Genomic DNA, 23923 nt, shown 5'->3' on the forward strand with positions numbered 1-23923 from the left:
CGGCGGGTCGAGGCAGGCTGCACACCGATGACCGAGAACGAGAACGACGGCCCCAACCTGCACCCCGGCCAGTACGACGAGGGCGGGACCGGGGGCATGGCCACCCGTGAGCTGCAGGCCCGGCACGCCGACGACCCGGAGGACCGGCCGGACGAGCAGGACTGAGGGGTCAGGCCGCCCGCCGCCGGAGCCATCGGCGGCGGGCAGGTGCCGGGGCAGGCACCTCCGGCTCGGGGACGACGGCCGGCCGGGTGCGGCGCCACTCGGCGACCACCTCCTCGACGTCCGGCATGCCGACCGGCACCCACGGCCCGTCGACCGGCCGGCGGTAGTACTGGTCGACCCGGGCGACGTGCGCCTCGACCACCGCGCGGGCCAGCTCCTCGGTGGGCTGCCGGGCGACCCGGGCGGGCAGCTCCTCGCGTTCCTTGCGCAGGGCCAGGCCGGTGGGCAGCATCGCCGCGACGTCGGCCTCTTCCCGCTTGGCCCACTCCAGCGCCCACTCGTAGCTGCTCTTCTCCCGGTCCCGCCGGGGCAGCGGCTTGCCCGCGCCGGCCAGCCCCTCCAGGTCGCCGCGCTCCCGGGCCTGGACGATCTGGTGCTCGACCCAGCTCTCGAAGGTCATCCCCTCGGGCTTGCGTTCCGTCATCGGCGTCCTCCTCCACGTGCGCCGTCTGCCAGTCTCTGCCCCATGCGGACGACGAGCACCCGTGAGGTCTACCGGAACCCCTGGATCCGGCTGCGCGAGGACGCGATCGAGCTGGACGACGGGTCGCCGGGCATCTACTCCGTGGTGGAACGCCCCGACTTCGGTCTCGTCATCCCCGCCGCCGAGGACGGGTTCTGGCTGGTCGAGCAGTACCGCCACCCGCTGGGCCGGCGCTCCTGGGAGTTCCCGCAGGGCACCTGGCCGGCCGGTGCGGGCGGGTCGGCGGAGGAGCTGGCCCGCGCCGAGCTCGCCGAGGAGACCGGGCTGCGGGCCGGCACGCTGCGCCACCTCGGCCACCTGGACCTCGCCCCGGGGCTGGCCACCCAGGAGTTCGACGTCTGGCTGGCCACCGACCTGACCGCCGGCCCCACCGCCCGGGAGGCGTCCGAGGCGGACATGGTCAGCGCCTTCGTGACCGAGGCCGAGCTGCGGGCGATGATCGGCGACGGGCGGTTCACCGACGGGCCGTCACTGGCCGCGCTCAGCCTGTTGCTGCTCGACCGGAGCTGAGCCTGGCGCGTCCAGGAGTGAACCGGCCCACATCCGGGAAGGGGAACGGCATGGACGAGCCCGATCACAGCGCCGAGGTCACGGTCACCGCCCAGGACGACACGTCAGCGGAGATCCAGCTCGTCGGCGAGCTGACCGAGGACGCCCGTCGTCCGCTGGTCCGCGTGATGACCGACCTGATGCTCGGCAACGCCCAGCTGCGCCAGGTGCAGCTGGACACCTGCGGGGTCACCTTCATGAACTCCGCCGGGATGTCGGCCCTGGTGCAGCTGCAGAAGATGGCCGAGCCGCGCGGCATCGAGCTGACCCTGACGGTGCAGAGCGCCGCGGTGGCCCGGCCGCTGCAGCTGTCCGGCCTGTGGCGCCGGTTCACCATCGTCGACCGCCGCGAGGGCCACCCGGAGGACGTGCACGAGGGCATGCACCCCGGCGCCGAGCACCGCTGACCGCCGCTCGGACGACCGTGGCGGACAGGGTCCGTCAGCTGGGGTCGGGGGTGCCGCCGGGGACCCGGCCCAGCGTGATCAGCCAGCGGCGCAGCAGCCCGGCCAGCTGCTCCCGCTCCTCCGCGGACAGCCCGGCCAGCATGCCGTGCTCGGTGTCCAGGTGGTCCGGGAGCGCGGCGTCCAGCGCCGTCCGGCCGGCGTCGGTCAGGGTGACCACGACGGCCCGGCCGTCGGCGTCGCTGCGCCCGCGGGTGATCAGGCCCTTCTCCTCGAGCCGGTCCAGCCGCTGGGTGATCGCCCCGGAGGTGACCAGCGCGGTGCGCATCAGCGCGGTGGGGGTCAGCTGGTAGGGCGCGCCGGCCCGGCGCAGCGCGGCGAGGACGTCGAAGGACGGCGCGTCGAGGCCGTGCCGGGCGAAGGTGGCCCGCTGGGCGAGGAAGACCTCGCGCTGCAGCTGGCTGACCCGGCCGATCACGCCCATCGGCGAGCAGTCCAGGTCCGGCCGCTCCCGGGCCCACTGGTCCAGGATCACGTCCATCGCGTCGCCGGTGGACACCACCTGCTCGCTCACGCAGGCGCCCCGGGAGAGGCCACCCCGAGGTGGGTGAGGTCGAGGTCGGCCAGGTGGTCGGCGAAGGTGCGGGGCGGCCGGCCGAGCAGGTCGGTGAGCACCCGGGGGCTGCCGGTGAACCCGTGCGCTCGGTAGTGGTCGAACATGGTGCGCCGGCAGCGGCCGGCGAAGGAGGTGGGCACCTCCCCGCCGGGGATGACGTCGTCGGCCTCCACCGGCTCGCCCAGCCGGGCGGCGATCCGCTCGGCGATCTCCGGGGCGGTGAGCGCCTCGGGCCCGGCGGCCTCGAAGGTGCCGGCGTCCAGGCCGTCCTCGGTCAGCAGCACCGCGGCGGCCTCGGCGACGTCGCGCAGGTCGACCAGCGACTGCGCCGCCTTCAGGCCCCAGTAGCTGCGCAGCACCCCGCTGGCCTGCACCGCCTCCAGCTGGGTGTCGATGTTCTCCGCGTAGGCGCAGGGCTGCAGCACGCGCCACGACCGCAGGCCACTGGCGTCCAGCGCCTCCTCGGCCTGGTCCTTGGCGGCGTGGTGGGGCATCACGCGCAGCTGCGGACGGAGCACCGAGTGGTAGACCAGCCGCGGCAGCCCGGCCCGCCGGGCCTCGGCGAACAGGGCTGGGGCACCCTCCGCCTCGTCGGGGTCGAAGTTGGGCCAGATCAGGTACATCGCGTCGGCGCCGGCCAGGACCTTCGACCAGGCCATCGGCTGGGTCAGCTCGGCGACGACGACCTCGGCACCGAGCTCGGTCAGGTCCGGGCGGGGGCCCCGCCGGGAGACCACGGCCCGCACCTGCTCGCCGCGGGCTCGGAGTGCCCGCACGACGGCGGTCCCCGTCTGGCCCCCGGCGGCCGTCACCACGATCACACCGACACCTTAGGTCTGAGAGACCGTTCCGGGTCGTCGCCGTGCCCTCTCCGGGTGAGCGCCGCTCAGCGCAGCGGCGTGCTCAACCGGACGGTGAAGCCCTGCGGGCCGGTCAGCAGGTCGACGTGGTCCCACAGCTTGCGGGCCAGCCACAGCCCCATCCCACCGCGCGAGAGGTCGTCGCCGTGTGCCGGCCGGAAACCGGCCAGCGGGTCGACCAGCCCGCGACCGCTGTCGGTGATCGTGCAGACCACCCAGTCGGCCGAGGCCCACACCCGCGCCGACACCGGCGGCCTGCCGTGCCGGAAGGCGTTGGCGGCGATCTCGCTCACCGCCAGGTGCATGTCCTGGCGCTGCTCACGGTCGGGCACCTGGCCGGCCAGCACCGCGGCCAGCTGGTGCCGCAGGTCGGCCAGCGTGGGCGCGCCGTCGACGGCGTAGACCGGCGGGCCTGCCTCCATCGACTCCCGCGGCAGCGGCAGCTCCCGCAGGAAGCGATCCGGCCGCCGGAACTCCAGGTTCGGCGTCACCACGCCGCCCCGCAGCACCTGCGGGTGCGTCCGGCGGACGGACTCGAGCACCTCGGCCGGGACAGCTGAGGCGTCGTAGCAGCAGAGCGCGTCCATCGGCAGGTCGCCGACGGCGATGTTGGCCACCGCCTCGTACCGGGCCGTCTCCCGCCAGTCGCGCGGGGCGCTGCCGACGAGCGGCTGACCGAACAGCCGCATCCGGCCAGTGCGGCTCCGCTGGGCCTGCTCCACGAGTGAGCGGGTGACGCCGAAGGCGTCCGGCGGGCGGGCGCCCCGCAACGAGACCCGGGGGTCACTGACCAGCGCGTCCCCGGCGCGGAGCTCGGCGCGCAGCAGCCCGGTCGTCTCGGGGTCGCAGGACAGCACGGTGAGGTCCCCGGCCCGCAACCCGTCCTCCAGGTAGGGCACGGCGACGGCGAGCAGCTCGTCGGTCGACTCGACCACCACCGCGGTGTGCCCGTGGGCGTTGCTCGGGCCGATCGGGAGGGACGGCCCGCCGGCATCAACCCGGGCACGCTGCGACGAGCGTGTGGGATGAGCTCCGAGCAGGGACACAGCACCTCGCGAGGGACGGCGGGACTCACAGAACTGGTGGCATTCTCAAACACCTACCCCCACTCTCGGCAACCGGACGTCCGATCCTGACCCCCACGATCGGGTGAACCGCGTCGCATCGGAACGCTGTGCACCCGGGCCGACGCGAGAAGTCAGGAACGCGCGCGACCGCCGGGTGGTCGTCGGCAGGTGGGAGCCGACCCTCCCGCTCGTCGGGCGGCGCCCCGGGGATCGGGGGCTGGCATCCTGTCCACCGTGGCCGACTCCCCGCTGGACCACTTCAACGCCGAGCCGGTGGACCGCGTGGAGGAGCGGCTGCGCGGCTGCAACGCCGCCCCGTCCTTCGCCGCAACGGTCGCCGCCGGCCGCCCCTACGACTCGGCCGACACCCTCGTCGCCCGGGCCGAGGAGGTCAGCCGCGCGTTGCCCTGGCCCGAGGTGGCTGCCGCGCTGACTGCGCATCCCCGACTGGGCCACCGCATGCAGGGCAGCTCGCCCGAGGCGATGGCGTCGCGCGACGAGCAGAGCGGGATGACCACGGCCTCGGACTCCGTGCGGGCTGCGATGGCCGACGGCAACCGGGACTACGAGGAGCGCTTCGACCAGCTCTTCCTGGTCCGGGCCGCAGACCGGTCGGCCGAGGAGATGCTCGCCGAGCTGCACCGCCGGCTGGCCAACTCGCCGGAGGCGGAGCGGGCCGAGGTGACCGAGGAGCTGGCACGGATCACCGCGCTGCGCGTCCGGGGACTGCTGGCCTGACCGCGCCCGTCGGCGTCCGGCCGGTCGGTCACTGCTGGAAGGCGTCCACGGAGCGCTGCAGGCCCTCGGACATCTGGACCAGGTCGCCGGTGGCCGACTGCATCCCCGCCACACCGGCGTGCGTCTCCTGTGCCGCCTGGGCGACCTCCGCCACCGTCTGGGCGATCGACCGCCCGCTCCGCGCGGCCTCGGCGATGGCCCGGCTCATCTCGTTGGTCGTGGCCGTCTGCTCCTCGACCGCCGAGGCGATCGTCGTCTGGTAGTCGTTGATCTGGGCGATCACCGAGGTCACCCCACCGATCGCCCCCACGGCGCTGTCGGTGTCGGCCTGGATCGCCTCGACCCGCCGGGCGATGTCCTCGGTGGCCTTCGCCGTCTCCTGCGCCAGCTCCTTGACCTCGTTCGCGACCACGGCGAACCCCTTGCCCGCCTCGCCGGCCCGCGCCGCCTCGATGGTGGCGTTGAGCGCCAGCAGGTTGGTCTGCTCGGCGATCGAGGTGATCACCTTGACCACGTTGCCGATCTCCACCGAGGACTCGCCGAGCCGCGCCACCGTCTGGTTGGCGCTCTCCGCGGCCGTCACTGCGCTGCCGGCGACCCGGGCGGCCTCGGCGGCGTTGTGGGCGATCTCCCGGATCGAGGCGCCCATCTCCTCCGCTCCGGTGGCGACGGCGTCGATCGAGCTGCTGACCTCCTTGGCGGCCGCGGTGACCCCGTCGGCCTGCGCGGTGGACCGCTCGGCCGCGCCGGCGATCGTCGTCCCGGTGTGCGACAGCGTCTGCGCCGCCCCCTCCAGCAGCTGGGAGGCCTGGGCCACCTCGGTGACCACGTCGGAGACCCGGTCGAGGGTGGTGTTCAGCGCGGCGGAGAGCTGGTCCAGCTCGTTGCGCCCGCTGCCGGTGTCCAGCCGCTCGCGCAGGTCACCGGTGGCCAGCACGCCGGTCATCCGGCGCAGCGGGCGGGTGACGCTGCGCGAGACGAGCAGCGAGATGGCGACGATGACCAGGACGACCGGCGCCACCCACAGGGCCATGGCGAGCAGGTGCTCGAGGAACGCGCCGTTGAGGTCGGTGACGTAGAGACCGGAGCCGACGACCCAGCCCCAGGGCTCGTAGCCCGCGACGAAGGAGACCTTCGCCTGCGGCTCGTCCTCGCCGGGCTTGGGCCACATGTACTCGACGAAGCCGCTCCCGTCACGCTCGACGACCTGCACCATCTCCACGAACAGCGCCTTGCCGGTCGGGTCGGTGTTGCCGGTGAGGTCGGTGCCGTCCATCTCCGGCTTGATCGGGTGCATGACCATCGTGGGGCCCATGTCGTTGACCCAGAAGTACTCCTCCCCGGAGTACCGCAGCCCGCTCAGCGCCGTCTTCGCCTGGGCCTGCGCCTGGTCGCGCGTCAGGGCACCGCTCGACTCCTGATCGCCGTAGAACGCGACGACCCCGAGCACGGCCTCGACCGCGGAGCGCGCCTCGTTGCGCTGCTCCTCCTCGATGGTCTGGCGCACCTGCAGGGCCCCGATCACCGCGATGGTCGCCATGCCGAGCACCGCCACGAGCACCAGTGCCAGGAGCCGGGTGCTGATCCGGATGCCGCGCAGCCCCCCGCCGGTGAGGACGTCCTGCAGTCGTGTGCCCATGCCGTGCTCCCGTCGTGGACGGCCTCGATGCCGTACCTGGGTTCTCGACCGGTCGGCGGCGGAGTGCAGCCGAGACCGCTATCACAACGTGATCGCAACACCGGGACGCCAGGCCGGCCACGTCCGTCTTGTGCGTCACAAGTTGACTCGCGCGACCTTCCGGCCTGCCAGGATCGGCGCGTGAGCGACGAGCGGGAGACCCTGACCTACGAGGACTTCGGCCGGGCGGCCCGGGAGCTCGCCCAGCAGGTGGCCGACAGCGGCTTCGAACCGGACATCGTCCTGTCGATCGCCCGGGGCGGGCTGTTCCTCGGCGGCGCGCTGGGCTACGCGTTGGACGTGAAGAACCTCTTCGTGATGAACGTCGAGTTCTACACCGGCGTCGACGAGCGGCTGGAGCTGCCGGTGGTGCTGCCACCGACGCTCGACGTCGTCGACCTGACCGGAGCCCGGGTGCTCATCGCCGACGACGTCGCCGACACCGGCAAGACCTTGGAGCTGGTGAAGGACTTCTGCGCCGGCCACGTCACCGAGGTGCGCACCGCCGTGGTCTACGAGAAGCCGCGATCGCTGGTCCGGTGCGACTACGCCTGGAAGCAGACCGACGCCTGGATCGACTTCCCCTGGTCGACCCTCCCTCCGGTCACGAAGGGCCTCGCTGCGACCGAGCGGACGCCCTCCTCCGCCAGCTCCGGCAGGGGCCAGCGGGGTCAGGCCACCAACCGGTAGAAGCGGAAGAAGTCGTTCTCCAGCGGCAGCACCTCGACCTCGGCGAACCCGGCGTCACGGGCGTACGCCCGGAGGGTCGCCGGCCGCATCACCGTCCCGGTGGCCACCGAGGGCTCGTGCGCACGGCCGTCGGGCAGGCAGCAGAACAGGCTGTAGCCGTACATCAGCCGCTCGACCTCGCTGCCGGGGACGGTGAACTCCTCGGCGACCGCCTCGTCCATGACCAGCACCGTGCCGCCGGGGCGGACCATCCGGCGCATCGCCCGGAGCACCGGCACCGGCTGGGGCAGGTCGTGGACGCACTCGAACGCCGCGACCAGGTCGAAGGCCGCGTCGAGCTGTCCGGGGCCGTCCGGGTCGTCGACCAGGGCAGCGACGTCGTCGGTCCGGAAGGAGACCCGGTCCGCCACGCCGGCCGCCAGGGCGTGCTCGTGGGCCCGGGCGACGGACGGCGGGTCGACGTCGAAGCCGTCCACCCGCGCCTGCGGCCACCGCCGCGCGATGCCGATCGCCGACCAGCCGTGCCCGCAGCCGATGTCGGCCACCCGGCCCCCCGCGGAGAGTGCGGCGTCCAGACCGGGCACCGCGGGCAGCAGGTCGTCGACCAGCTGGCCGAGGAACAGCGGCCGGTTGGCAGCGGCCTGGGCGTCACGGACCTCGTCACCGAGGTCGGCCCAGGAGAGGGTGCGCCGCCCTCGGTACACCTCGGCGAGGGTCGGGACACCGCGGACGACGGCGGAGGTGAAGCGGGCCAGCGGCGTCATGTGGCCGGAGTCCAGGTCGTCGACGAGCACGGCCCGGCCCGCGTCGGTCAGGGCGTAGCGGCGCGCCGCCGGGTCGGCGCGGACGTCGTCGACGTCGAGGTAGCCGGAGACCGCCTGGTGCTCCAGCCACTCCCGGGCGTAGCGGGCGTCGCTGTCGGTGCGGGCGGCGAGCTCGGCCGCGGTCGCCGGGCCACCCTCGGCCAGGCACCGGTACCAGCCCAGCCGGTCACCGAGCGCGACGGCGGCCACCTCGTAGGCACCCAGCAGCGCGCTGAGCAAGCGGTCGGGGAGCTCGTCCTGTTGGGGCACTGGTGTCGATGTCATGCCCCTGCACGGTCCTCGGACCGGGGCGACACCACCAGGGGGTTCAGCGCCGCGTGCTGGCCGTGACCGTGAACGTGGGGTCGCGGGTCACCTGACGGGTGGGTCCGACGACCCGGCGCAGGGTGTCCCGGTGCGGCAGGTGGCTGTTGTAGACGCACCACAGCTCCCCACCCGGCCGCAGCACGCGGGCGGCGGCGGCGAACAGCCGTTCCGCGGCCGCGGCGTGCACCGCGGCGCCCAGGTGGAACGGCGGGTTGCAGACGACCAGGTCGATGCTGCCGTCGGGGACGCTGCTCGCCGCGTCGTCCCGGGTGACGGTGACCCGGCCGGTGAGCCCGTTGGCGGCCACGGTCGCCTGGGCCGACGCGCAGGCCGCGGCCGACTGGTCCGAGGCGGTCACCGCCAGCTCCGGCCGGGCGGCGGCCAGCGCCGCCGCGAGCACGCCGGTGCCGCAGCCGAGGTCCAGCGCCGTCCCGGCGTCCGGGACGGCGCCGGGCAGCACCCCGAGCAGGGCGCGGGTGCCGCGGTCGACCTTGGCGCCGGCGAAGGCCGCGCCGTGCGCGCAGACGGTCAGCCCCAGGTCCGCGTGCTCCCGGCAGACCGGGAAGGACGACGGCCCCGGTCGCGGGCCGCGGGCGACCAGCAGGCGGGACTTCTGCCGGCCGCGGGTGGCGTGCACGTCGGTGAACGAGTTCCCCAGGACGTCGTTCATGGCGTGCGTCATGTGCTTGACCCGGCCGCCGACGAGGAGTGTGACGTCGGGGTCGGCGTCCGCGGCGACCACCTCGGCGAGCTCCCGCAGCGCGTCCAGCCCCTTCGGCGCCTGGGCCAGCACGACGCGGGCGCCGCGCACCAGATCCGGGCCCAGCGGCAGCGAGCGGTAGCTGCCGGCGTGCCCGGTGCGCTCGGCGTTGGCGGCCAGGGCAAGCTCGCCGACCCGCAGGTCCTGGTGCACGCGCGGCTGCACCGCGCCGTGCAGTGCAACCACCCCCAGGGTCAGCGCGCCGTGCGAGTCGTCCAGCACCACCACGCCGTCCGGGTGCTGCTCTATCAGCGCGGCGGCTTCGTCCAGCAGCAGCCGGTCAGTGGCGTCCACCGCGACGAGCTCGGGGGCGTCGACGTCCGGGTCGCGGCGGAGCTGGGCGAACAGTTCGTCGGGGGCCACGCGGACCACTCTGCCGGGCCGGCCCGGCACCGCCGTCACCGCCCCGTGCACCTGATCGGGTGATCTCGTTCCGGAAAGGGCCCCGGGGTGCCGATGTGCACCCTGCCGGTCGTGGCCCCACGGGCGGCGGAGCACCACCCATCTGGGAGACCCCCATGCCCCGCACCGCGCGCCTGCCCGGCGCCCAGTGGTTCGCCGACCGCCCCGTGCGGATCAAGGTGCTGGCCTCCACGGCCGCCGCCGGCACCGTCGCCGCCGTGATCGGCGGCCTCGGCCTGACCGCGCTGGCCGACTCGGCGGCCACCAGCGAGGCCATCTACGCCGACAATGTCCTCAGCATCGAGGAGATCGGCCTGATGATCGACGACGTCGAGCAGATCCGGCTGGCGATCGGCGCGGCGACCGCCGTCGACACGCACGCCCCGCCGCTGTCCGACGTCCACACCCTGGTCGCCGACTACCAGGAGCAGGTGAGCGCCTACGCGGTGAACCACCCGTCCGGGCACGAGCACGACCTGGTCGCCGAGGCGACCGACGACCTGGCGCAGATCGACGCCCTCACCAGCACCGTGCTGCTCCCCGCCGCATCGGCGGGCGTCACCACTGCGGTGCCCCCGGGCGCCGAGGAGGTGGAGCCGCTGCTCACCGAGGTGATCGAGGACCTCGACGAGCTGCGCGCCATCGACACCCGCGAGGCGGCGGCCGCGGCCGCCAGCGCCCAGACTTCCTACGAGCACCACCGCACCATCGCCCTGGTCGTGCTGGGCGTCGGGTTGACGGTCGCGGCAGGCATCGGCCTGCTGGTGGCCTCGGTCATCACCCGGGGCATCCGGTCGGTGCAGTACGTGGCCGAGGGGCTGGCGCAGGGCGACCTGACCCGCAGCACCGGGCTGACCAGCAAGGACGAGCTCGGCCGGATGAGCGCCGCGCTGGACGAGGCGACCGGCGCGATGCGCGGCGTGATGGCCGAGGTCGGCTCGTCCGCCGACGCCGTGGCCGCGGCCGCGGAGGAGCTGTCGGCCTCGGCGGCCCAGATCGCGTCGTCGGCCGAGGAGACCAGCGCCCAGTCCCAGGTGGTGAGCTCGGCCGCCGAGGAGGTGTCCCGCAGCGTCAGCACCGTCTCTGCCGGCGCGGAGGAGATGGGCGCCTCGATCCGGGAGATCTCGCTCAGCGCCAACGCCGCGGCCGGCGTCGCCGCCCAGGCGGTGGCCCAGGCACAGGAGGCGACCGCGACCGTCACCGCTCTCGGCGAGTCCAGCCGCGAGGTGAACACCGTCGTCAAGCTGATCACCTCGATCGCCGAGCAGACCAACCTGCTGGCGCTCAACGCCACCATCGAGGCAGCGCGGGCCGGCGAGGCCGGCAAGGGCTTCGCCGTCGTGGCCGGGGAGGTCAAGGAGCTGGCCGAGCAGACGGCCCGGGCCACCGAGGAGATCGTCCGCCGGGTCGAGGCGATCCAGGCCGACTCCGCCGGCGCCGTCACGGCCATCGACGGGATCAGCGGCGTCATCGGGCAGATCAGCGACCACCAGTCGACGATCGCCAGCGCCGTGGAGGAGCAGACCGCGACCACCGCGGAGATGGCCCGGTCGGTGACCGAGGCGGCCGGCGGCTCGAACGAGATCGCCGCGAACATCACCGGCGTCTCCCAGGCCGCGGACTCCACCACCCAGGCGCTGACCCAGACGACGACGGCGGTGGCCGAGCTCGCCCGGATGGCCGCCGGCCTGCGCGGGGCGGTGGGCCGTTTCCGCTGGTGAGGCCTGTGGAGTCACCACCTCACAGCGCTCTCGCGCCGCGCTGGTCTCATCAGCGTCGAGACGTTCTCCGACGGGACCAGCCGACACCCCCCGTACGACGAGCTCGCCCGGGGGTGTCGGTGCCGCTGCACCCACCCGGCGCCGAGCGTGTCAGCCGGTGATCCGTCCAGCGCGCATGACGCCGAAGGCATCCAGGTTCTTCGTCCGCTCTCGGCTGATGGTCTGCCACGCCAGTTCACAGGCCCATCGCGCTCCTCCGGTGCGCTCGAGACCTGTGTCCGCGTCGTACTCACCGTCGCCGAGGCCAGCCGCTCTGGCCAGGAGCCAGACCGCCGCATCCCGCTCCGAGGCTGGCGCCGTCGCCAGTGGACGGATCAGACGGCGTTCGGCGGTTCGACCCCACCTGTCCCGTGGCCGACCCGTTCTGTACCTGCGTTGTCGACGTAGTGGGGTCACCCTCCGGATCCACGCACCAGTTCTCACCAGGTCATCGACCACCACGAGCTGGCCCGAGGACCCGGTGAGGATCCACGAGTCCAAGGTCGGCGACCGCTCGGTCAGAGCCCGGGCAGCGTCGTCCAGCGGTGCCCAACCGACCGGATCCGTGTCCACACGTATGGCGTCTCTGTCGTGGTGGAGCCGTTCCAGCCGGACGAGGTCGATGACCAGTGCTGCGCGAATGGCGTAGTCGAGCAGGAAGTGCTCGACGAGGCGTCCTCGCTCGTCCACACAGGTGCCCGCCAGCCCCGCGCTGACCGTCTCCAGGACCTCCATCCGGCGATCTTGACACCCCAGGACGCCCAGCGACTGGCCATGCGCCTGTGCGGGCCAGGCCCGGGGAGGCCGGGGCGCTCCATCACCACCGCGAACGCGTGAGCTGATCAGCGGGACGGGCCCTCCGGCGGCGTTCCGCCGTCAGCGCTCCACTCCCGCTTGCCGCCCGCAGCGGTGGAGGTGACCGCCGGCCGGGAGCTGTACGACCTGCGGGTCGTGGAGCCCGTTGACGGACTGCCCGAGACCTGACCGTTCTCGGGACGACGAGCGCTGGTGCCCCTGCGGGTGCGGTTCACGATTGCCTCACCCGATGTGCCAGGAGAGCCGGGTCGATCTTCGAGAGCCCGCGGGTGATGGAGAGGCGCTTCGCGCGTATCGCCCTGGCTGGTGGCACGCGTCGTGCGCGACTCAGCGACGGCAGGCGATCAGATCGAGACCGGTCTGACAACTGGCGAGGGAACGCTGTCGGCTCAACGCGGCACGTCGTCGGACTGGTTCACGTGCTTCAGCCGAAGACCCAGGAGACGATTCCCATCGCAAGGTAATAGGTGGGGATCATCAGGACTGGCACCAAGGCGCTCCAGCCTGATCGCTGGGCTGCCGTGTTCGCTCGCGGCTCAGGGGCGAGGGGGGAGGTGACGAGATCGTCGGCGGAGTCACCAGTCAGCTCGCGGTACTCGAGCCAGGACAGGGCGAGCACCACCACGAAGAGGCCGATCGCGATCACTGCCGGTGGTACCGGGACAACGATCGCTGACGAAGTTCCACTGGCTGCTGCGGCTCCGACACCAGCCGCGGTGACCACGGCGAAGAGGGCGAAGAGGGCGGTGCCCAGCACCCAAGGGCGCGCGAACAGCGGGCGCAGCACTCGAGGTAGGCACAGCAGCGCGGCCGCGACCACGGCGAGACAACCGAGCTGAACCAGGTTGTAGGTCAGTGGCTCACCACTGACCCAGTTTCGGATCGCATCGGTGCCGACGAGCATGGCCAGCACCTGACCGGCACCGAGGGCGGCGATGGTCCACACCCCGGACACGCGCTCGGGAGAGCTCTCCGCATCGATCTCTCGGGCGTAGTCGATGGGATCACCGAACGCTGCCGATGGAGGTTCACCGGTCTCCGTGCAGTGGCCCTCCACCTCGCCCAGGCGCTCCCCGATCACCGGACCGGGGACGTCTCGCAGCCGCAGCTCGAGCACGAACGCACTGCACCAAGCCTGGTGGGCCCGGACGAACGGACGCTCCCAGACCTCCTGCGGTGCGGCCTGCACGCCGGGGGACTCGCTCATGCTGAACTCCTCGATGAGTGGGTGGAGTGGACGAAGGCGTCGCCGCCCGCGGCAAGGTGGACGCCGACCCGGGCCGAGAACGCCTCCCACCGGGTGATGCCGTGCTCCAGCTCGGCGCGGCCGGCGTCGGTGAGGGTGAAGTACTTGCGCCCCGGACCGGTGTCACCGGTCCGCCAGTCGACGACGACCAACTCGTTCTTCTCCAGCCGGGCCAGCAGCGGGTAGAGCGTGCCGCCCTTGATGTCGCCGAAGCCCGCGTCGGCCAGCCGACCGGCGATGGCATAGCCGTAGGTGGGCCCATCAGCCATGACCCGCAAGACGCACAGCTCGAGGACCCCGCGGAGCCACTCGCTGGGCTGCGGTCCGGTCGGCACGCCTTGATAGTGCCTCTACTCAGAGCGCCTGTCTAGTAGCTGCTGATCGAACTCCCCTGCGTGTCTCAGGCCGGTGACCGTCCGCCCGTCCGAACGAAGTCCGAGCTCGCCACGCCGCCCAAGAGCTCGAACGCCCGTTGGCGGGCTGACCGGTACATCAGCGTCCTCGGCATGCAGAGCCGCCAGCAGCCCAAGGTGAGCGCCGCGTCCTGCTGCGGCCGGCCGGTCGGCCACTGGCCGTTCTGCCGAGAGCAACCAGCGGAGAACGGCCGTCCTGCCTTGCGTGACCAGGAACGGATTCCGAAACTGCAGTTCAGGACCACCCGTTTCTTGGCCGCTCTGCGCGCGGCTTGACTCGTCAGGCGTTTGCGCAGGTCGGTCAACGGGGTTTCATGGCCGCAAGCTCGTAGCGCCGCGGATCCTGGGGACGCCCGCCGGAATGACGGGGACCGGGTCCTGCGCTGACGGCGCTTCGTTCCCTTCGATGCCCCCGGGGCCGCGCTGCTGTGTCAGTGCGAGGTGGCGATGAACCCGTTCCACCCGAGGCGTGCCTCAGCCCCGGACATGTGCGCCACCTCCACCGGCGGCAGGCCCACGACCTTGATCAGAGACTGGACCAGCCAGCTGGGCAGACCCGGTGCGAGGTCAGCTCTCGCTGTCGCCCGCAGGGTCCTTCGCGGGTTCCGCGTTGTTCGGCTGGACAGCGGCAGCGGCCCTGCCCAGCCGTTCGATGGCCTCGGCCGGCGGCACGGTCGCCGGCGTGAGCGACAGGGTCGCCACCCGGGCCGTCATCTCGGCGTGGACCTCGCTGTCGCTTGGGGTGCCCAGCGCCCACACTTCCGCGGCCCAACTGAGCAGTCCCTGCACAGATCGTCGCGGCGCCACCCCGCCCGAGGAACCGGCTGGCTCACGGCGTTCCACCGACGGCCGCGCGGGCGACCAGGCGAGGCATCGCAGCGTGCCGGCGGCGCTACCGGGGTGTGGCGGCGATCAGGTCGACGACCACCTGGGCCAGCTGCGGGCCGACGTCCTCCTGGAGGAAGTGCCCGCCGCCGGCCAGCGTGGTGTGCGGCATCCCCTGCGCCCCCGGCACCAGCTTCTGGAACACCGCATCGCCGCCGCCAGTGATCGGGTCCGAGTCGGAGAACGCGGTCAGGAACGGCTTGTCCCAGCTGCGCAGCACCGCCCAGGCGGCCCGGTTGGCCTCGGCCGCCGGGTCGTCGGGCCGGGTGGGCACCAGCGACGGGAACACCCGGGCACCGGCCTTGTACCGGTCGTCGGGGAACGGGGCGTCGTAGGCGGCGACCACCTCGGGAGCCATGTCCGTCACCGTGCCGTTGGAGACGATCCGGCCCACCTGCATGCTCGTCATCCCCGCGGCGGCCCGCTGCCAGGCCAGGAACGCCTCGCTCATCGGGTGGTCGCCGGTGGGCAGCCCGGTGTTGGCAGCGACGACCCGGGCGAACCGGTCGGGGTGCTCGGCGACCAGCCGCAGCCCGATCAGCCCGCCCCAGTCCTGGGCGACCAGGGTCAGGTCGGTGAGCCTCAGCTCGCCGAGCAGCACCTGCCGCATCCAGCCCACGTGCCGGGCGTAGGTGTAGTCGGTCAGCTCGGTGGGCTTGTCGCTGCGGCCGAAGCCCACCAGGTCGGGGACGACGACGCGCAGACCCGCCGCGGTGAGCACCGGGATCATCCGCCGGTACAGGAACGACCAGGACGGCTCGCCGTGCAGCAGCAGCACCGGCTCGCCGTCGTCCGGGCCCTCGACCAGGACGGCCACCCGCAGCCGGCCGCCGTCCCCGTCGTCGACCTCGACGTACCGGGGCTCGTAGGGGAACTCGGGCAGGTCGGTGAACCGGCCCTCGGGTGTGCGCAGCGCGTCCATCGCAGGCCTCCTCGACTGGTGGGCGTCGCCCGACCGTATCGAGGAGGCCGGACGTCAGACGCCGGGGAGGCCGACCGGGCAGGCGACGCCGGTGGAGTTCACCGGGCAGTAGCCCCCGGGCACCTTGTAGAGGTACTGCTGGTGGTAGGCCTCGGCGTAGAAGAAGTCGCCGAGCGGGGCGATCTCGGTGGTGATCTCGCCGTAGCCGGCCGCGGTCAGGCGCTCCTGGAACAGGTCGCGGCTGACCTTGGCGGCCGCCTCCTGCTCCGGGCCCTGGGTGTAGATCGCCGAGCGGTACTGGGTGCCGATGTCGTTGCCCTGGCGCATGCCCTGGGTCGGGTCGTGCTCCTCCCAGAACTCCTTCAGCAGCCGGTCGTAGGAGATGACGGCCGGGTCGAAGACGACCAGCACGGCCTCGGTGTGCCCGGTGCGCGCCGAGCAGACCTCCTCGTACGTCGGGTTCGGGGTGTACCCGCCGGCGTAGCCCGCAGCGGTCGAGTACACGCCCGGGGTCTCCCAGAAGACCTTCTCCACACCCCAGAAGCAGCCGGCACCGAAGACGGCGGTCTGCAGGCCCGCGGGGAACGGCGGCTGGATGCGGTTGCCGTTGACCGCGTGCACCTCCGGGATGCCGGGGAGCGGCTCGGAACGGCCGGTCAGGGCGTCCTCCGCGGTGACCGGCTGGGTCTTTGCGCGGGAGAAGAACATGCCCCGACTGTAGGTCCGTCGTCCAACCAGCGACCCCGGCTCGTGCGACCGGGCCCGCTGGCGCACCCTCGTGGGATGGCGATCCAGACCCGCGAGTGGCAGCTGATCCGACGTCCGCAGGGCGAGCCGGTGCCCGAGGACTTCCGTCTCGTGACGATGGAGCGGGCCGACCCGGCACCCGGTGAGGTGGTCGTCCGGACCATCGCCATGTCGGTCGACCCGTACATGCGCGGCCGGATGAGCGCGACGAAGTCCTACGCGCCCAGCTGGGAGCTCGGCGAGACGATGCAGGGCGGCACCGTCGGCCAGGTGGTCGCCTCCCGGTCGGACGACGTCCCCGAGGGTGCGCTCGTGCTGCACGGCCTCGGCTGGCGGGACGTCGCCGTCGTCCCGGCCGCGCACGTCTCGGTGGTCGACCCGCTGCCCGAGCTACCGCTGTCGCTGTACCTGGGCGTGCTCGGCATGCCGGGGCTGACCGCGTGGGCCGGGCTGTTCCGGCTGGCGTCCTTCCGGGAGGGGGACGCCGTCTTCGTCTCCGGCGCGGCCGGGGCGGTCGGCAGCCTGGTCGGCCAGTTCGCCCGGCTGCGCGGGGCGTCCCGGGTCGTCGGCAGCGCCGGGACGCCGGAGAAGGTGCGCTGGCTGCGCGACGAGCTGGGCTTCGACGCGGCCTTCGACTACCACGACGGGGCGGTCGACGACCTGCTCGGCGCCGCCGCACCCGACGGCATCGACGTCTTCTTCGACAACGTGGGCGGGGAGCACCTGGAGGCCGCGATCGGGGCGTTCCGGACGTACGGCCGGGCCGCGCTGTGCGGGTCGATCTCCGGGTACAACGCGACCACCGCACCGCCCGGGCCGCGCAACCTCGGGCAGATCGTCGGCAAGCGGCTGACCTTGCGCGGGTTCATCGTCGGCGACCACGCCGACCTGCGGCCGGAGTTCGTGACCGCGGTGTCCGGCTGGCTGCGGGACGGCTCGGTCGTCGCCCGCGAGACGGTGGTCGAGGGGCTGGACTCCGCGGTGGAGGCGTTCCGCTCGCTGCTCAGCGGCGGCAACACCGGGAAGATGGTCGTCCGCCTGACCCGCGACCCGGGCTGATCGGTGATCACCTCGGGCCCACCGGGGTCTCGTCGGGTCCGAGACCCCGCCCAGGCCGGGGTGGTCATGCGGGCGCGGGCCGCGGCCCGGTTGGCGATCGGCGGATCAGGGCAGACTCCGGCCCATGTGGCTCTTCCTCACCCGCCGTTTCCGCATGTGGGTCATCCTCACCGTCCTCGCGCCGCTGGCCACCAAGGTGCTGCGCGGCCTCGGCCAGGCCCTGGAGAAGCGCAGCGGCCCCTCGGCGATCAGCAACGGCCTGCTCAAGGCCGGGGACCTCGGCGAGAAGGCGCGGATGAAGCTGGGCGGCAAGCGCCGCCGCTGACCACCGGGACGACGACGTGACCACCCCTGACACACCGGACGCTGCCCGCCCCGACCCGCGCTCACCCGCCCTGGAGCAGCTGCCCGCCAACGGTGAGACCCGCGGGATCGCGCTGTTCTGCCACGGCGGCACCGTCACCAGCGTCGACCCGCCCAAGGAGCGCGCGCTCTCCCTGGTCCGGATGCGGGCGTTCCAGTCGTTCGTGCACCGCAGCACCGCCGACCGCGGGATCGCCACCGCGCTGCTCCGTTACCGGGTCGCCGGCTGGAACGGCGAGGCCGCGGACGCGTTCCAGGACGTCCGCTGGGCGATCGCGCAGCTGCGGGAGGAGCACGGCACCGACGTCCCGATCGTGCTGGTCGGGCACTCGATGGGCGGGCGGGCCGCACTCCGGGCCGGCGGCGAGCCCTCGGTGACCGCCGTCTGCGCCCTCGCCCCGTGGACCCCGCCCGGCGAGCCAGTCATGCACCTGGGCGGTCAGACCGTGGTGATCCTGCACGGGCGCGGTGACCGCTGGGTGCCCGCGCGGCTGTCCGCGGAGTTCGCCGTCCGGGCCCGGCGGGCGAAGGCCCGGGTGGCCCGGTTCACCATCGTCGGCGGGCACGGCATGGTCCGGCGGTCGCACCGCTGGCACGCCTTCGCCCGGGACGTCGTCCTGGCCGGCACCGGCCTCGAGCCGATGCCCGAGGCGATCGCCCACGCCCTCACCCAGCCCAGCCCCGAGGGCCTCGCCGTCCCGCTCTGACCGGCGGTCACCCGGCACTCGGCCTGGACGGGCGCGGGGTGTTCGGAGCGCCGTCCACGCTGGTCGACACATACGCTCCGTCCGTGGGCTCCCCAGGCCAGGCAGTCGACCGGTCCATGCGGCGGCACATCCGGCCTCGTCTGGAGACGGCGGGCTTCCAGGACTTCACCGCTCGCAGGGCCTGGCGTCGGCGCGGTGACGTCATCGACGTCGTGGACTTCCAGGCGGTCGGGGCACACGCCGCCGCCAGCGTGGGCTGCACGCCCTTCTCCTTCAGCGTCCGTGCCGGTGTGCGTCATCAGGCGTGCGTGGCGGCGGACGGCAGCTCAGCGGCGTCCACGACCCGCCCCGGCTATGAGCACTGCACCTTTCAGGTGCTGCTCGGCAAGCGCCTGCGACAGCCTGACGCCTTCCGCCCATGGGGGACCGGTCCGCCACGAGACCGGAGTGACATCTGGGCGGTGGAAGACGACGCCAGCAACGTGGAGGACGTCGTCGCCGATGCCGGCGAGATGCTCCTGGGAACAGGTCTGCCGATCCTCACGGAGCTCGGCTCGCCGGACGTCGCCTACGCAGCTCTGCTGAGTCGCGACTCAACAGAGCCTTCGTACGGCCTCCCCGGCGTGGCGATGCCCGGCGCTCCTGGCTCGCCACGGTGGGTCGACACGGTTCGGTGTCTCGCCGTCCGGCTGGGGCGCAACGCCGACGACGACCTCGCCACCGCGCCCGTCCTGGACCCGCTACCGGAGCCTGGTCAGGAGAAGAGCGCGCTGTAGCCGTTCAGGGCGGGCTGGCCGCCGAGGTGGGCGTAGAGCACGGTGGACGACCGGTCGATCTCGCCGCGGCCGACCAGGTCGATCGTCGCGGCCATCGACTTCCCCTCGTAGACGGGGTCGGTGACCATGCCCTCGGTGCGGGCGGCCAGCTCCATCGCGGCGATCGTGGTCGCGTCCGGGATGCCGTAGATGCCGGCGTGGTACCGGTCGTCGAGCTCGACGTCGTCGAGGGTCAGCTCCCGCTGCACGCCGATCGCGGCCGCCGTCCGCTGGGCGATCCGCAGCACCTGGTCCCGGGTCTCGGCGGGCTTGGCCGAGGCGTCGACGCCGAGCACCCGGCGCGGCCGGGCACCGGCCTCCTCCAGCTGCGCGAAGCCGGCGACCATGCCGGCCTGGGTCGAGCCGGTGACCGAGCAGACGACGACGGTGTCGAAGAAGACGCCGAGCTCGGCCTCCTGCGCCGCCACCTCGTGCGCCCAGTTCGCGAAGCCCAGCCCGCCGAGCGGGTGGTCCGACGCCCCGGCCGGGATCGGGTACGGCTTGCCGCCGCGCGCCTCGATCTCCGCCAGCGCGGTCTCCCAGCTCTCCTTGAACCCGATGCCGAACCCGGCCTTCACCAGCCGGACGTCGGCGCCGGCCAGCCGCGAGATGAGGATGTTGCCGACCTTGTCGTAGACGGCGTCCGGCCAGTCGACCCAGCTCTCCTGCACCAGCACGCACTTCAGCCCGACGTGGGCGGCCACCGCCGCGACCTGCCGGGTGTGGTTGCTCTGCACCCCGCCGATCGAGACCAGCGTGTCGCAGCCCTGGGCCAGCGCGTCGGCGACCAGGTACTCGAGCTTGCGGGTCTTGTTGCCCCCGTAGGCGATGCCGGAGTTCACGTCCTCCCGCTTGGCCCACACCGCAGCGCCGCCCAGGTGCTCGGTCAGCCGGTCGAGACGGTGCACCGGCGAGGGGCCGAACAGCAGCGGGTGGCGGGGGAAGTCAGACAGGCTCGGCATCGGGGGTCTCCTCCAGTTCGGACAGCAGCGCCGTCCAGATCTCGGTGGTCGTGGCGACGGCGGCATCGACGTCCCCGGCCGCGCAGGCGGCGATCAGGCGGTCGTGCAGGACGACGGACTCCCGGCCGTGCGCGGCGGCGAACCGCTGCCGCTCGAGCCGGCGGATCGCCGGTGTGAAGCGGTCGATCGTGGCCCGCACGGCGGCGTTGCCGCAGCGGTCGAGCAGCACGTCGTGCAGGTCGTCGTCGGCGCCCAGCGCCCCGCCGACGTCCCCGCGGTCGACGGCCTCGGCGAACCGCTGGTTGGCCGCCCGCATCCCGGCGACGTCCTCGCCGGTCACCAGGGGCACGGCCTCGCGCACGGCCAGCTCGTGCATCGCCCGGACGACGACGGCGGCGTCCCGGACCTGCTGGAGCACCAGCGGGGTGACCCGGGTGTGGCTCTGCGGCTTGGCCTCCACCAGGCCCTCGTCGGCCAGCCGGGACAGCGCCGCCCGGACGGGGGCCACCGACAGGCCCAGCCGCCCGGCGAGCTCGACGTCCTTGATCACGGCGCCGGGGGCCAGGTCGCCCATGACGATCGCGGTGCGGATGCGGTCGGCAGCCTGGTCGCGCAGCAGCACGCGGGTCACGGGCCGCAGTTCCATACTGACATCTGACATTTTAGTTGTCGCCGTGTCAAGGACCGGATCGCTGCGGTGATCGGCAGGACGGCACCTGTCGGCCCCCGCGCCGCACCGCCAGCATCGTCGGCATGGACTGGACGACCCCGCCTTCCGACGCCGCCGCCCACTTCGCCCGGCGACTCGCCGTGGAGACCGACGTCTCCGACGTCCACGCCGCGCTGGAGTCCGGCCACCCGGGCTTCGTGCTGCTGGACAGCCGCAGCGCCGAGTCGTGGGCGCAGGGCCACGTGCCGGGCGCGGTCCACCTGCCCGGCCGGGAGATCGCCGACCGGGCGGCCACCGTGCTCGACCGCGGCGTCCCGGTGGTGACCTACTGCTGGGGGCCCGGCTGCAACGGCGCGACCCGGGCGGCCCTCGCGCTCGCCCGGCTCGGCCACCCGGTGCGGGAGATGATCGGCGGCTTCGAGTACTGGGCGCGGGAGGGCCTGCCGGTGGAGACGGCGACCGGGACCACCCGCCCGGCGGTCGACCCGCTCACCGCCCCGGCAGGGGTCAGCTGCGGCTGCTGAGCCTCAGAGCCTCTCGGCGCACGACTGCGCGGGGAGGCTCTCCCGCGCCCAGGTGGTCAGCTGCTCGAGCACCGGCTTCAGGGACCGGCCGGCCTCGGTCAGCTGGTAGGTCACCGCCACCGGCGGCCCGTCGTCCACGGTGCGCTGCACCAGCCCGACCGCGGCGAGCTCGGTCAGCCGGTCGGAGAGCACCGAGTCGCTGATCCCGCCCACCGCCCGGCGGAGCCCGGTGAAGGTCGCCGGGCCACCGGCGAGCACGCCGATGATCAGCCCGTTCCACCGCTTGCCGAGGAAGCCGAACGCGCGCGCCAGCGCGTCGTCACACGCCTCCGGCGTGTGCACCACGTCCTCGGTCACCCGGACATCGTAGAGCGACCGATCGGGGACACTCCTGGAAACGAAGTGCTAGCTTTCTCGAAGTGCTAGCAATCAGCTAGCTGCTAGCTTCAAAGGAGTGCATGCCATGTCGCTGTTCCGTCTGGACGCCAGCATCCGGGTCGAGGGATCCGCCAGCCGCGAGATCGCCGACATCGTCGAGCGTGAGTGGCGGGCCGGGAACCCCGACGCCCCGGTCACCCGCCGGCACGTCGGCACCGAGCCGTTGCCCGCGAGCGCGTGGGGCGCCGCCGTCGCCGGGTCCTACCTCCCGGCCGAGCAGCGGACACCGGAGCAGGCAGACGCCCTGACCCTGGCAGCGACGCTGACCGACGAGCTCGTCGACGCCGAGGCCATGCTCTTCGCCGTCCCCCTGTACAACTTCGGCGTCTCCCAGCACGTCAAGACCTGGGTCGACCTCGTGATCACCGACCCGCGGATGGGCCCGCGTGCCGAGCCCCCGCTGGCCGGGAAGCCGGCCGTGCTGGCCGTCGTCCGCGGCGGCAACTACAGCGCCGGCACCCCGCGCGAGGGCTGGGACCACGCCACCTCCTGGCTGCGGCGCATCCTGGCCGACGTCTGGCAGCTGGACCTCCGGGTGGTCGAGCGCGACTTCACCCTGGTCGGGGTCAACCCGGCACTGGACTCCTTCACCGAGCTGGCCGCCGAGCTCAAGGCCACCGCCGAGCGGGAGGCCGCCGAGCACGGCCGGCTGCTCAGCAGCGCCCGCGTCCCCGCCTGAGCCATGACGTCCGTACCCCGGCTCAGCGCAGCGCCGGGGGCGGGTCGTCGGACAGCCGGGACCAGATGAACTCGTCGTGCTTCACGCCGTCCCCGTAGCGGTAGGACCGGCGCAGCCTGCCCTCGCGGGTGAACCCCGCCCTCGCCGCGACGCGGCCCGACGCCTCGTTCTCCACCGCGTGGTAGAGCTCCACCCGGTCGATGCCGGCGTCGAAGGCCCAGCGGCAGACCGCATCCGCTGCCCGTGCGGCCACGCGGCGGCCCCGGGCGGCCGGCGCGACCCAGTAGCCCAGCTGCGCATCGCCCTGCACCCGGTCGACCGAGTGCAGCGACACCGACCCGAGCAACGTCCCCACGGCGTCGGTCACCGCCCAGGACGCCCGGTCACCACCGCTCCAGTCGGCCAGCCGGGCGACCATCTCGCGCACCTCCTCCCGGGAGCCGAAGCCGCGCGCGTTCCACTGCCGCAGCGCGGGGTCCGCGGCGAGCGCCCAGACCGCCACCTCGTCCTCGGTCCGCCACGGCCGCAGCACCAGCTCGTCCACTCCGAGGGTGCACGGCTCCGGGCCGCTCACCCCTGCCCCAGCTCGACGGTCATCGCCACCTCGTACCGGTCACCGCGATAGGTGGACCGGGCGTGCTCGACCGGCCGCCCGGCGCTGTAGGACACCCGGTCGAACACCAGCACCGGCCGGGACGCCGACAGCCCCAGCAGGACGGCGGTCCCGCGGTCCACCTCCGCTGCCCGCACCGTCTGCTCGGCCCGGTCGATCGTGCAGCCGTACCGCTCGGCGAGCAACGTGTACAGCGAGCCGGTCAGGTCGGCGTCCGCCAGGTCCGGCAGCACCGCGACCGGGTACCAGCCGTCGTCCACCGACATCGGCTGGTCGTCGGCCAGCCGCAGCCGGCGCACGTGCCAGGCCCGCTCCCCCGCGGCCAGCTCCAGCGCCTCGCGGGTCGCCGGCGGCGGCACCGCCCGGTCCACCGCCAGGACGACGGTGCCCGGCCGGAGCCCCAGCCGGCGCATGTCGGAGTGGAAGGAGGCCAGGTGCAGCCGGGACCGGGCGGCCCGCTCCGCCACGAACGTGCCCTTGCCGCGCACCCGCACCAGCACGCCCTCGCTGACCAGCTGGCCGATCGCCTCCCGCACGGTGATCCGGCTGACCCCGTGCTCGATGCACAGCTGGCGCTCGCCGGGCAGCGGCGCCCCCGCCGGCAGCCGGGCGGCCAGCTCGGACAGCCGGGCCCGCAGCTGCTCGTGCTTGGGCACCACGCCGTCCACGATCAGCGCGGCAGCGCCCTCATCAGCCACGCC

At 73.5% G+C, this 23923-nt stretch carries 30 protein-coding genes; 12 read left to right on the forward strand and 18 right to left on the reverse strand.

Features of this window, described 5'->3' with window-relative positions; translation table 11 throughout:
- Window positions 1-27: 27 nt before the first annotated feature.
- Window positions 28-165: a hypothetical protein gene (locus HLA93_RS16820; protein ID WP_222195585.1), complete on the forward strand. Its 138-nt coding sequence runs from the start codon at window positions 28-30 to the stop codon at window positions 163-165.
- A gap of 4 nt (window positions 166-169) precedes the next feature.
- On the opposite strand, the gene HLA93_RS16825 is transcribed toward HLA93_RS16820, so the two are convergent.
- Entirely contained in the window at window positions 170-649 is a 480-nt protein-coding gene (locus HLA93_RS16825) for a J-domain-containing protein (RefSeq protein WP_222195586.1), read from the reverse strand.
- A gap of 42 nt (window positions 650-691) precedes the next feature.
- On the opposite strand from HLA93_RS16825, the gene HLA93_RS16830 reads away from it, so the two are divergent.
- Together HLA93_RS16830 and HLA93_RS16835 are read left to right on the forward strand one after the other, a co-directional pair.
- The gene (locus HLA93_RS16830) at window positions 692-1219 is read left to right on the forward strand and encodes an NUDIX domain-containing protein (RefSeq protein WP_222195587.1); all 528 of its coding nucleotides are present in this window, start codon (window positions 692-694) and stop codon (window positions 1217-1219) included.
- A 50-nt stretch (window positions 1220-1269) separates the two neighbouring features.
- The gene (locus HLA93_RS16835; protein ID WP_222195588.1) at window positions 1270-1665 is read left to right on the forward strand and encodes an STAS domain-containing protein; all 396 of its coding nucleotides are present in this window, start codon (window positions 1270-1272) and stop codon (window positions 1663-1665) included.
- A gap of 34 nt (window positions 1666-1699) precedes the next feature.
- On the opposite strand, the gene HLA93_RS16840 is transcribed toward HLA93_RS16835, so the two are convergent.
- The 3 genes from HLA93_RS16840 to HLA93_RS16850 form a co-directional block, all read right to left on the reverse strand.
- Window positions 1700-2236 (reverse strand): MarR family winged helix-turn-helix transcriptional regulator, encoded by a 537-nt coding sequence (locus tag HLA93_RS16840; RefSeq protein ID WP_308128191.1) that lies wholly within the window; start codon window positions 2234-2236, stop codon window positions 1700-1702.
- Entirely contained in the window at window positions 2233-3099 is an 867-nt protein-coding gene (locus HLA93_RS16845) for an SDR family oxidoreductase (protein WP_222195589.1), read from the reverse strand. Before HLA93_RS16845 ends, HLA93_RS16840 begins: the two co-directional genes overlap by 4 nt.
- Before the next feature lie 65 nt (window positions 3100-3164).
- Window positions 3165-4073, reverse strand: coding sequence for a sensor histidine kinase (locus tag HLA93_RS16850; RefSeq protein WP_222195590.1), 909 nt, complete (start codon window positions 4071-4073; stop codon window positions 3165-3167).
- Window positions 4074-4439: 366 nt separating this feature from the next.
- Between HLA93_RS16850 and uraD the strand changes: the two genes are divergently transcribed.
- Window positions 4440-4943, forward strand: a complete 504-nt coding sequence (gene uraD / locus HLA93_RS16855; RefSeq protein WP_308128192.1) for a 2-oxo-4-hydroxy-4-carboxy-5-ureidoimidazoline decarboxylase — start codon at window positions 4440-4442, stop codon at window positions 4941-4943.
- A 28-nt stretch (window positions 4944-4971) separates the two neighbouring features.
- Here uraD and HLA93_RS16860 read toward each other — a convergent pair whose 3' ends face one another.
- Window positions 4972-6582 (reverse strand): methyl-accepting chemotaxis protein, encoded by a 1611-nt coding sequence (locus HLA93_RS16860; protein ID WP_222195591.1) that lies wholly within the window; start codon window positions 6580-6582, stop codon window positions 4972-4974.
- A 180-nt stretch (window positions 6583-6762) separates the two neighbouring features.
- Between HLA93_RS16860 and HLA93_RS16865 the strand changes: the two genes are divergently transcribed.
- Window positions 6763-7311: a phosphoribosyltransferase gene (locus tag HLA93_RS16865; protein WP_308128193.1), complete on the forward strand. Its 549-nt coding sequence runs from the start codon at window positions 6763-6765 to the stop codon at window positions 7309-7311.
- Here HLA93_RS16865 and HLA93_RS16870 read toward each other — a convergent pair.
- Both HLA93_RS16870 and HLA93_RS16875 read right to left on the reverse strand, forming a co-directional pair.
- Window positions 7293-8399: a class I SAM-dependent methyltransferase gene (locus HLA93_RS16870; RefSeq protein ID WP_222195592.1), complete on the reverse strand. Its 1107-nt coding sequence runs from the start codon at window positions 8397-8399 to the stop codon at window positions 7293-7295. The two genes, HLA93_RS16865 and HLA93_RS16870, sit on opposite strands and share 19 nt — an antisense overlap.
- Before the next feature lie 43 nt (window positions 8400-8442).
- A complete protein-coding gene (locus HLA93_RS16875; RefSeq protein WP_222195593.1) occupies window positions 8443-9564 on the reverse strand; it encodes a class I SAM-dependent methyltransferase in 1122 nt (373 codons plus the stop codon).
- A gap of 155 nt (window positions 9565-9719) precedes the next feature.
- On the opposite strand from HLA93_RS16875, the gene HLA93_RS16880 reads away from it, so the two are divergent.
- A complete protein-coding gene (locus HLA93_RS16880) occupies window positions 9720-11324 on the forward strand; it encodes a methyl-accepting chemotaxis protein (RefSeq protein ID WP_222195594.1) in 1605 nt (534 codons plus the stop codon).
- Between the two features lie 150 nt (window positions 11325-11474).
- Here the strand turns inward: HLA93_RS16880 and HLA93_RS16885 are convergent, their stop codons facing one another.
- The 6 genes from HLA93_RS16885 to msrA all read right to left on the reverse strand — a co-directional run bounded on the left by HLA93_RS16885 (window position 11475) and on the right by msrA (window position 16353).
- On the reverse strand, window positions 11475-12098 hold the full coding sequence (locus HLA93_RS16885; RefSeq protein WP_222195595.1) for a GPP34 family phosphoprotein: 624 nt from the start codon (window positions 12096-12098) through the stop codon (window positions 11475-11477).
- Window positions 12099-12603: 505 nt separating this feature from the next.
- Window positions 12604-13386, reverse strand: a complete 783-nt coding sequence (locus tag HLA93_RS16890; RefSeq protein WP_222195596.1) for a hypothetical protein — start codon at window positions 13384-13386, stop codon at window positions 12604-12606.
- Entirely contained in the window at window positions 13383-13760 is a 378-nt protein-coding gene (locus HLA93_RS16895) for a PadR family transcriptional regulator (RefSeq protein WP_222195597.1), read from the reverse strand. Before HLA93_RS16895 ends, HLA93_RS16890 begins: the two co-directional genes overlap by 4 nt.
- 645 nt (window positions 13761-14405) lie before the next feature.
- The gene (locus HLA93_RS16900; protein ID WP_222195598.1) at window positions 14406-14627 is read right to left on the reverse strand and encodes a hypothetical protein; all 222 of its coding nucleotides are present in this window, start codon (window positions 14625-14627) and stop codon (window positions 14406-14408) included.
- Window positions 14628-14730: 103 nt separating this feature from the next.
- Window positions 14731-15645: a haloalkane dehalogenase gene (locus HLA93_RS16905; protein ID WP_222195599.1), complete on the reverse strand. Its 915-nt coding sequence runs from the start codon at window positions 15643-15645 to the stop codon at window positions 14731-14733.
- Between the two features lie 54 nt (window positions 15646-15699).
- Window positions 15700-16353 (reverse strand): peptide-methionine (S)-S-oxide reductase MsrA, encoded by a 654-nt coding sequence (msrA, locus tag HLA93_RS16910; protein WP_222195600.1) that lies wholly within the window; start codon window positions 16351-16353, stop codon window positions 15700-15702.
- 75 nt (window positions 16354-16428) lie between these two features.
- Here msrA and HLA93_RS16915 point away from each other — a divergent pair, with 75 nt between their 5' ends.
- The 4 genes from HLA93_RS16915 (at window position 16429) to HLA93_RS16930 (ending at window position 19297) form a co-directional block, all read left to right on the forward strand.
- Entirely contained in the window at window positions 16429-17451 is a 1023-nt protein-coding gene (locus HLA93_RS16915) for an NADP-dependent oxidoreductase (protein WP_222195601.1), read from the forward strand.
- Between the two features lie 124 nt (window positions 17452-17575).
- Entirely contained in the window at window positions 17576-17776 is a 201-nt protein-coding gene (locus HLA93_RS16920; protein WP_222195602.1) for a hypothetical protein, read from the forward strand.
- Window positions 17777-17792: 16 nt separating this feature from the next.
- Window positions 17793-18521, forward strand: coding sequence for an alpha/beta hydrolase (locus tag HLA93_RS16925; RefSeq protein WP_222195603.1), 729 nt, complete (start codon window positions 17793-17795; stop codon window positions 18519-18521).
- An 83-nt stretch (window positions 18522-18604) separates the two neighbouring features.
- Window positions 18605-19297 (forward strand): hypothetical protein, encoded by a 693-nt coding sequence (locus HLA93_RS16930; RefSeq protein WP_222195604.1) that lies wholly within the window; start codon window positions 18605-18607, stop codon window positions 19295-19297.
- Here the strand turns inward: HLA93_RS16930 and HLA93_RS16935 are convergent.
- On the reverse strand, window positions 19276-20298 hold the full coding sequence (locus HLA93_RS16935; protein ID WP_222195605.1) for a 1-aminocyclopropane-1-carboxylate deaminase: 1023 nt from the start codon (window positions 20296-20298) through the stop codon (window positions 19276-19278). The two genes, HLA93_RS16930 and HLA93_RS16935, sit on opposite strands and share 22 nt — an antisense overlap.
- Complete coding sequence (locus HLA93_RS16940; protein WP_222195606.1) at window positions 20282-20944, reverse strand: GntR family transcriptional regulator; 663 nt, start codon at window positions 20942-20944, stop codon at window positions 20282-20284. The genes HLA93_RS16935 and HLA93_RS16940 overlap by 17 nt, the downstream gene beginning before the upstream one ends.
- Before the next feature lie 107 nt (window positions 20945-21051).
- Here HLA93_RS16940 and HLA93_RS16945 point away from each other — a divergent pair, with 107 nt between their 5' ends.
- Window positions 21052-21492, forward strand: a complete 441-nt coding sequence (locus tag HLA93_RS16945; RefSeq protein WP_222195607.1) for a rhodanese-like domain-containing protein — start codon at window positions 21052-21054, stop codon at window positions 21490-21492.
- 3 nt (window positions 21493-21495) lie between these two features.
- Here HLA93_RS16945 and HLA93_RS16950 read toward each other — a convergent pair whose 3' ends face one another.
- The gene (locus HLA93_RS16950; protein WP_222195608.1) at window positions 21496-21849 is read right to left on the reverse strand and encodes a winged helix-turn-helix transcriptional regulator; all 354 of its coding nucleotides are present in this window, start codon (window positions 21847-21849) and stop codon (window positions 21496-21498) included.
- A gap of 106 nt (window positions 21850-21955) precedes the next feature.
- On the opposite strand from HLA93_RS16950, the gene HLA93_RS16955 reads away from it, so the two are divergent.
- Entirely contained in the window at window positions 21956-22609 is a 654-nt protein-coding gene (locus HLA93_RS16955) for an FMN-dependent NADH-azoreductase (protein ID WP_222195609.1), read from the forward strand.
- Window positions 22610-22631: 22 nt separating this feature from the next.
- Here the strand turns inward: HLA93_RS16955 and HLA93_RS16960 are convergent, their stop codons facing one another.
- Both HLA93_RS16960 and HLA93_RS16965 read right to left on the reverse strand, forming a co-directional pair.
- Window positions 22632-23183: a GNAT family N-acetyltransferase gene (locus HLA93_RS16960; RefSeq protein WP_308128194.1), complete on the reverse strand. Its 552-nt coding sequence runs from the start codon at window positions 23181-23183 to the stop codon at window positions 22632-22634.
- Complete coding sequence (locus HLA93_RS16965; RefSeq protein WP_222195610.1) at window positions 23180-23920, reverse strand: GntR family transcriptional regulator; 741 nt, start codon at window positions 23918-23920, stop codon at window positions 23180-23182. The genes HLA93_RS16960 and HLA93_RS16965 overlap by 4 nt, the downstream gene beginning before the upstream one ends.
- Window positions 23921-23923 lie beyond the last annotated feature (3 nt).

Source organism: Modestobacter italicus (assembly GCF_019799965.1).
GTDB classification, from domain to species: domain Bacteria; phylum Actinomycetota; class Actinomycetes; order Mycobacteriales; family Geodermatophilaceae; genus Modestobacter; species Modestobacter italicus_A.

Coding starts and splice junctions, on each gene's coding strand:
- HLA93_RS16820 (WP_222195585.1), top strand. CDS start 28: ATGACCGAGAACGAGAACGACGGCCCCAACCTGCACCCCGGCCAGTAC.
- HLA93_RS16825 (WP_222195586.1), bottom strand. CDS start 649: ATGACGGAACGCAAGCCCGAGGGGATGACCTTCGAGAGCTGGGTCGAG.
- HLA93_RS16830 (WP_222195587.1), top strand. CDS start 692: ATGCGGACGACGAGCACCCGTGAGGTCTACCGGAACCCCTGGATCCGG.
- HLA93_RS16835 (WP_222195588.1), top strand. CDS start 1,270: ATGGACGAGCCCGATCACAGCGCCGAGGTCACGGTCACCGCCCAGGAC.
- HLA93_RS16860 (WP_222195591.1), bottom strand. CDS start 6,582: ATGGGCACACGACTGCAGGACGTCCTCACCGGCGGGGGGCTGCGCGGC.
- HLA93_RS16870 (WP_222195592.1), bottom strand. CDS start 8,399: ATGACATCGACACCAGTGCCCCAACAGGACGAGCTCCCCGACCGCTTG.
- HLA93_RS16880 (WP_222195594.1), top strand. CDS start 9,720: ATGCCCCGCACCGCGCGCCTGCCCGGCGCCCAGTGGTTCGCCGACCGC.
- HLA93_RS16885 (WP_222195595.1), bottom strand. CDS start 12,098: ATGGAGGTCCTGGAGACGGTCAGCGCGGGGCTGGCGGGCACCTGTGTG.
- HLA93_RS16890 (WP_222195596.1), bottom strand. CDS start 13,386: ATGAGCGAGTCCCCCGGCGTGCAGGCCGCACCGCAGGAGGTCTGGGAG.
- HLA93_RS16905 (WP_222195599.1), bottom strand. CDS start 15,645: ATGGACGCGCTGCGCACACCCGAGGGCCGGTTCACCGACCTGCCCGAG.
- msrA (WP_222195600.1), bottom strand. CDS start 16,353: ATGTTCTTCTCCCGCGCAAAGACCCAGCCGGTCACCGCGGAGGACGCC.
- HLA93_RS16915 (WP_222195601.1), top strand. CDS start 16,429: ATGGCGATCCAGACCCGCGAGTGGCAGCTGATCCGACGTCCGCAGGGC.
- HLA93_RS16920 (WP_222195602.1), top strand. CDS start 17,576: ATGTGGCTCTTCCTCACCCGCCGTTTCCGCATGTGGGTCATCCTCACC.
- HLA93_RS16935 (WP_222195605.1), bottom strand. CDS start 20,298: ATGCCGAGCCTGTCTGACTTCCCCCGCCACCCGCTGCTGTTCGGCCCC.
- HLA93_RS16940 (WP_222195606.1), bottom strand. CDS start 20,944: ATGGAACTGCGGCCCGTGACCCGCGTGCTGCTGCGCGACCAGGCTGCC.
- HLA93_RS16945 (WP_222195607.1), top strand. CDS start 21,052: ATGGACTGGACGACCCCGCCTTCCGACGCCGCCGCCCACTTCGCCCGG.
- HLA93_RS16955 (WP_222195609.1), top strand. CDS start 21,956: ATGTCGCTGTTCCGTCTGGACGCCAGCATCCGGGTCGAGGGATCCGCC.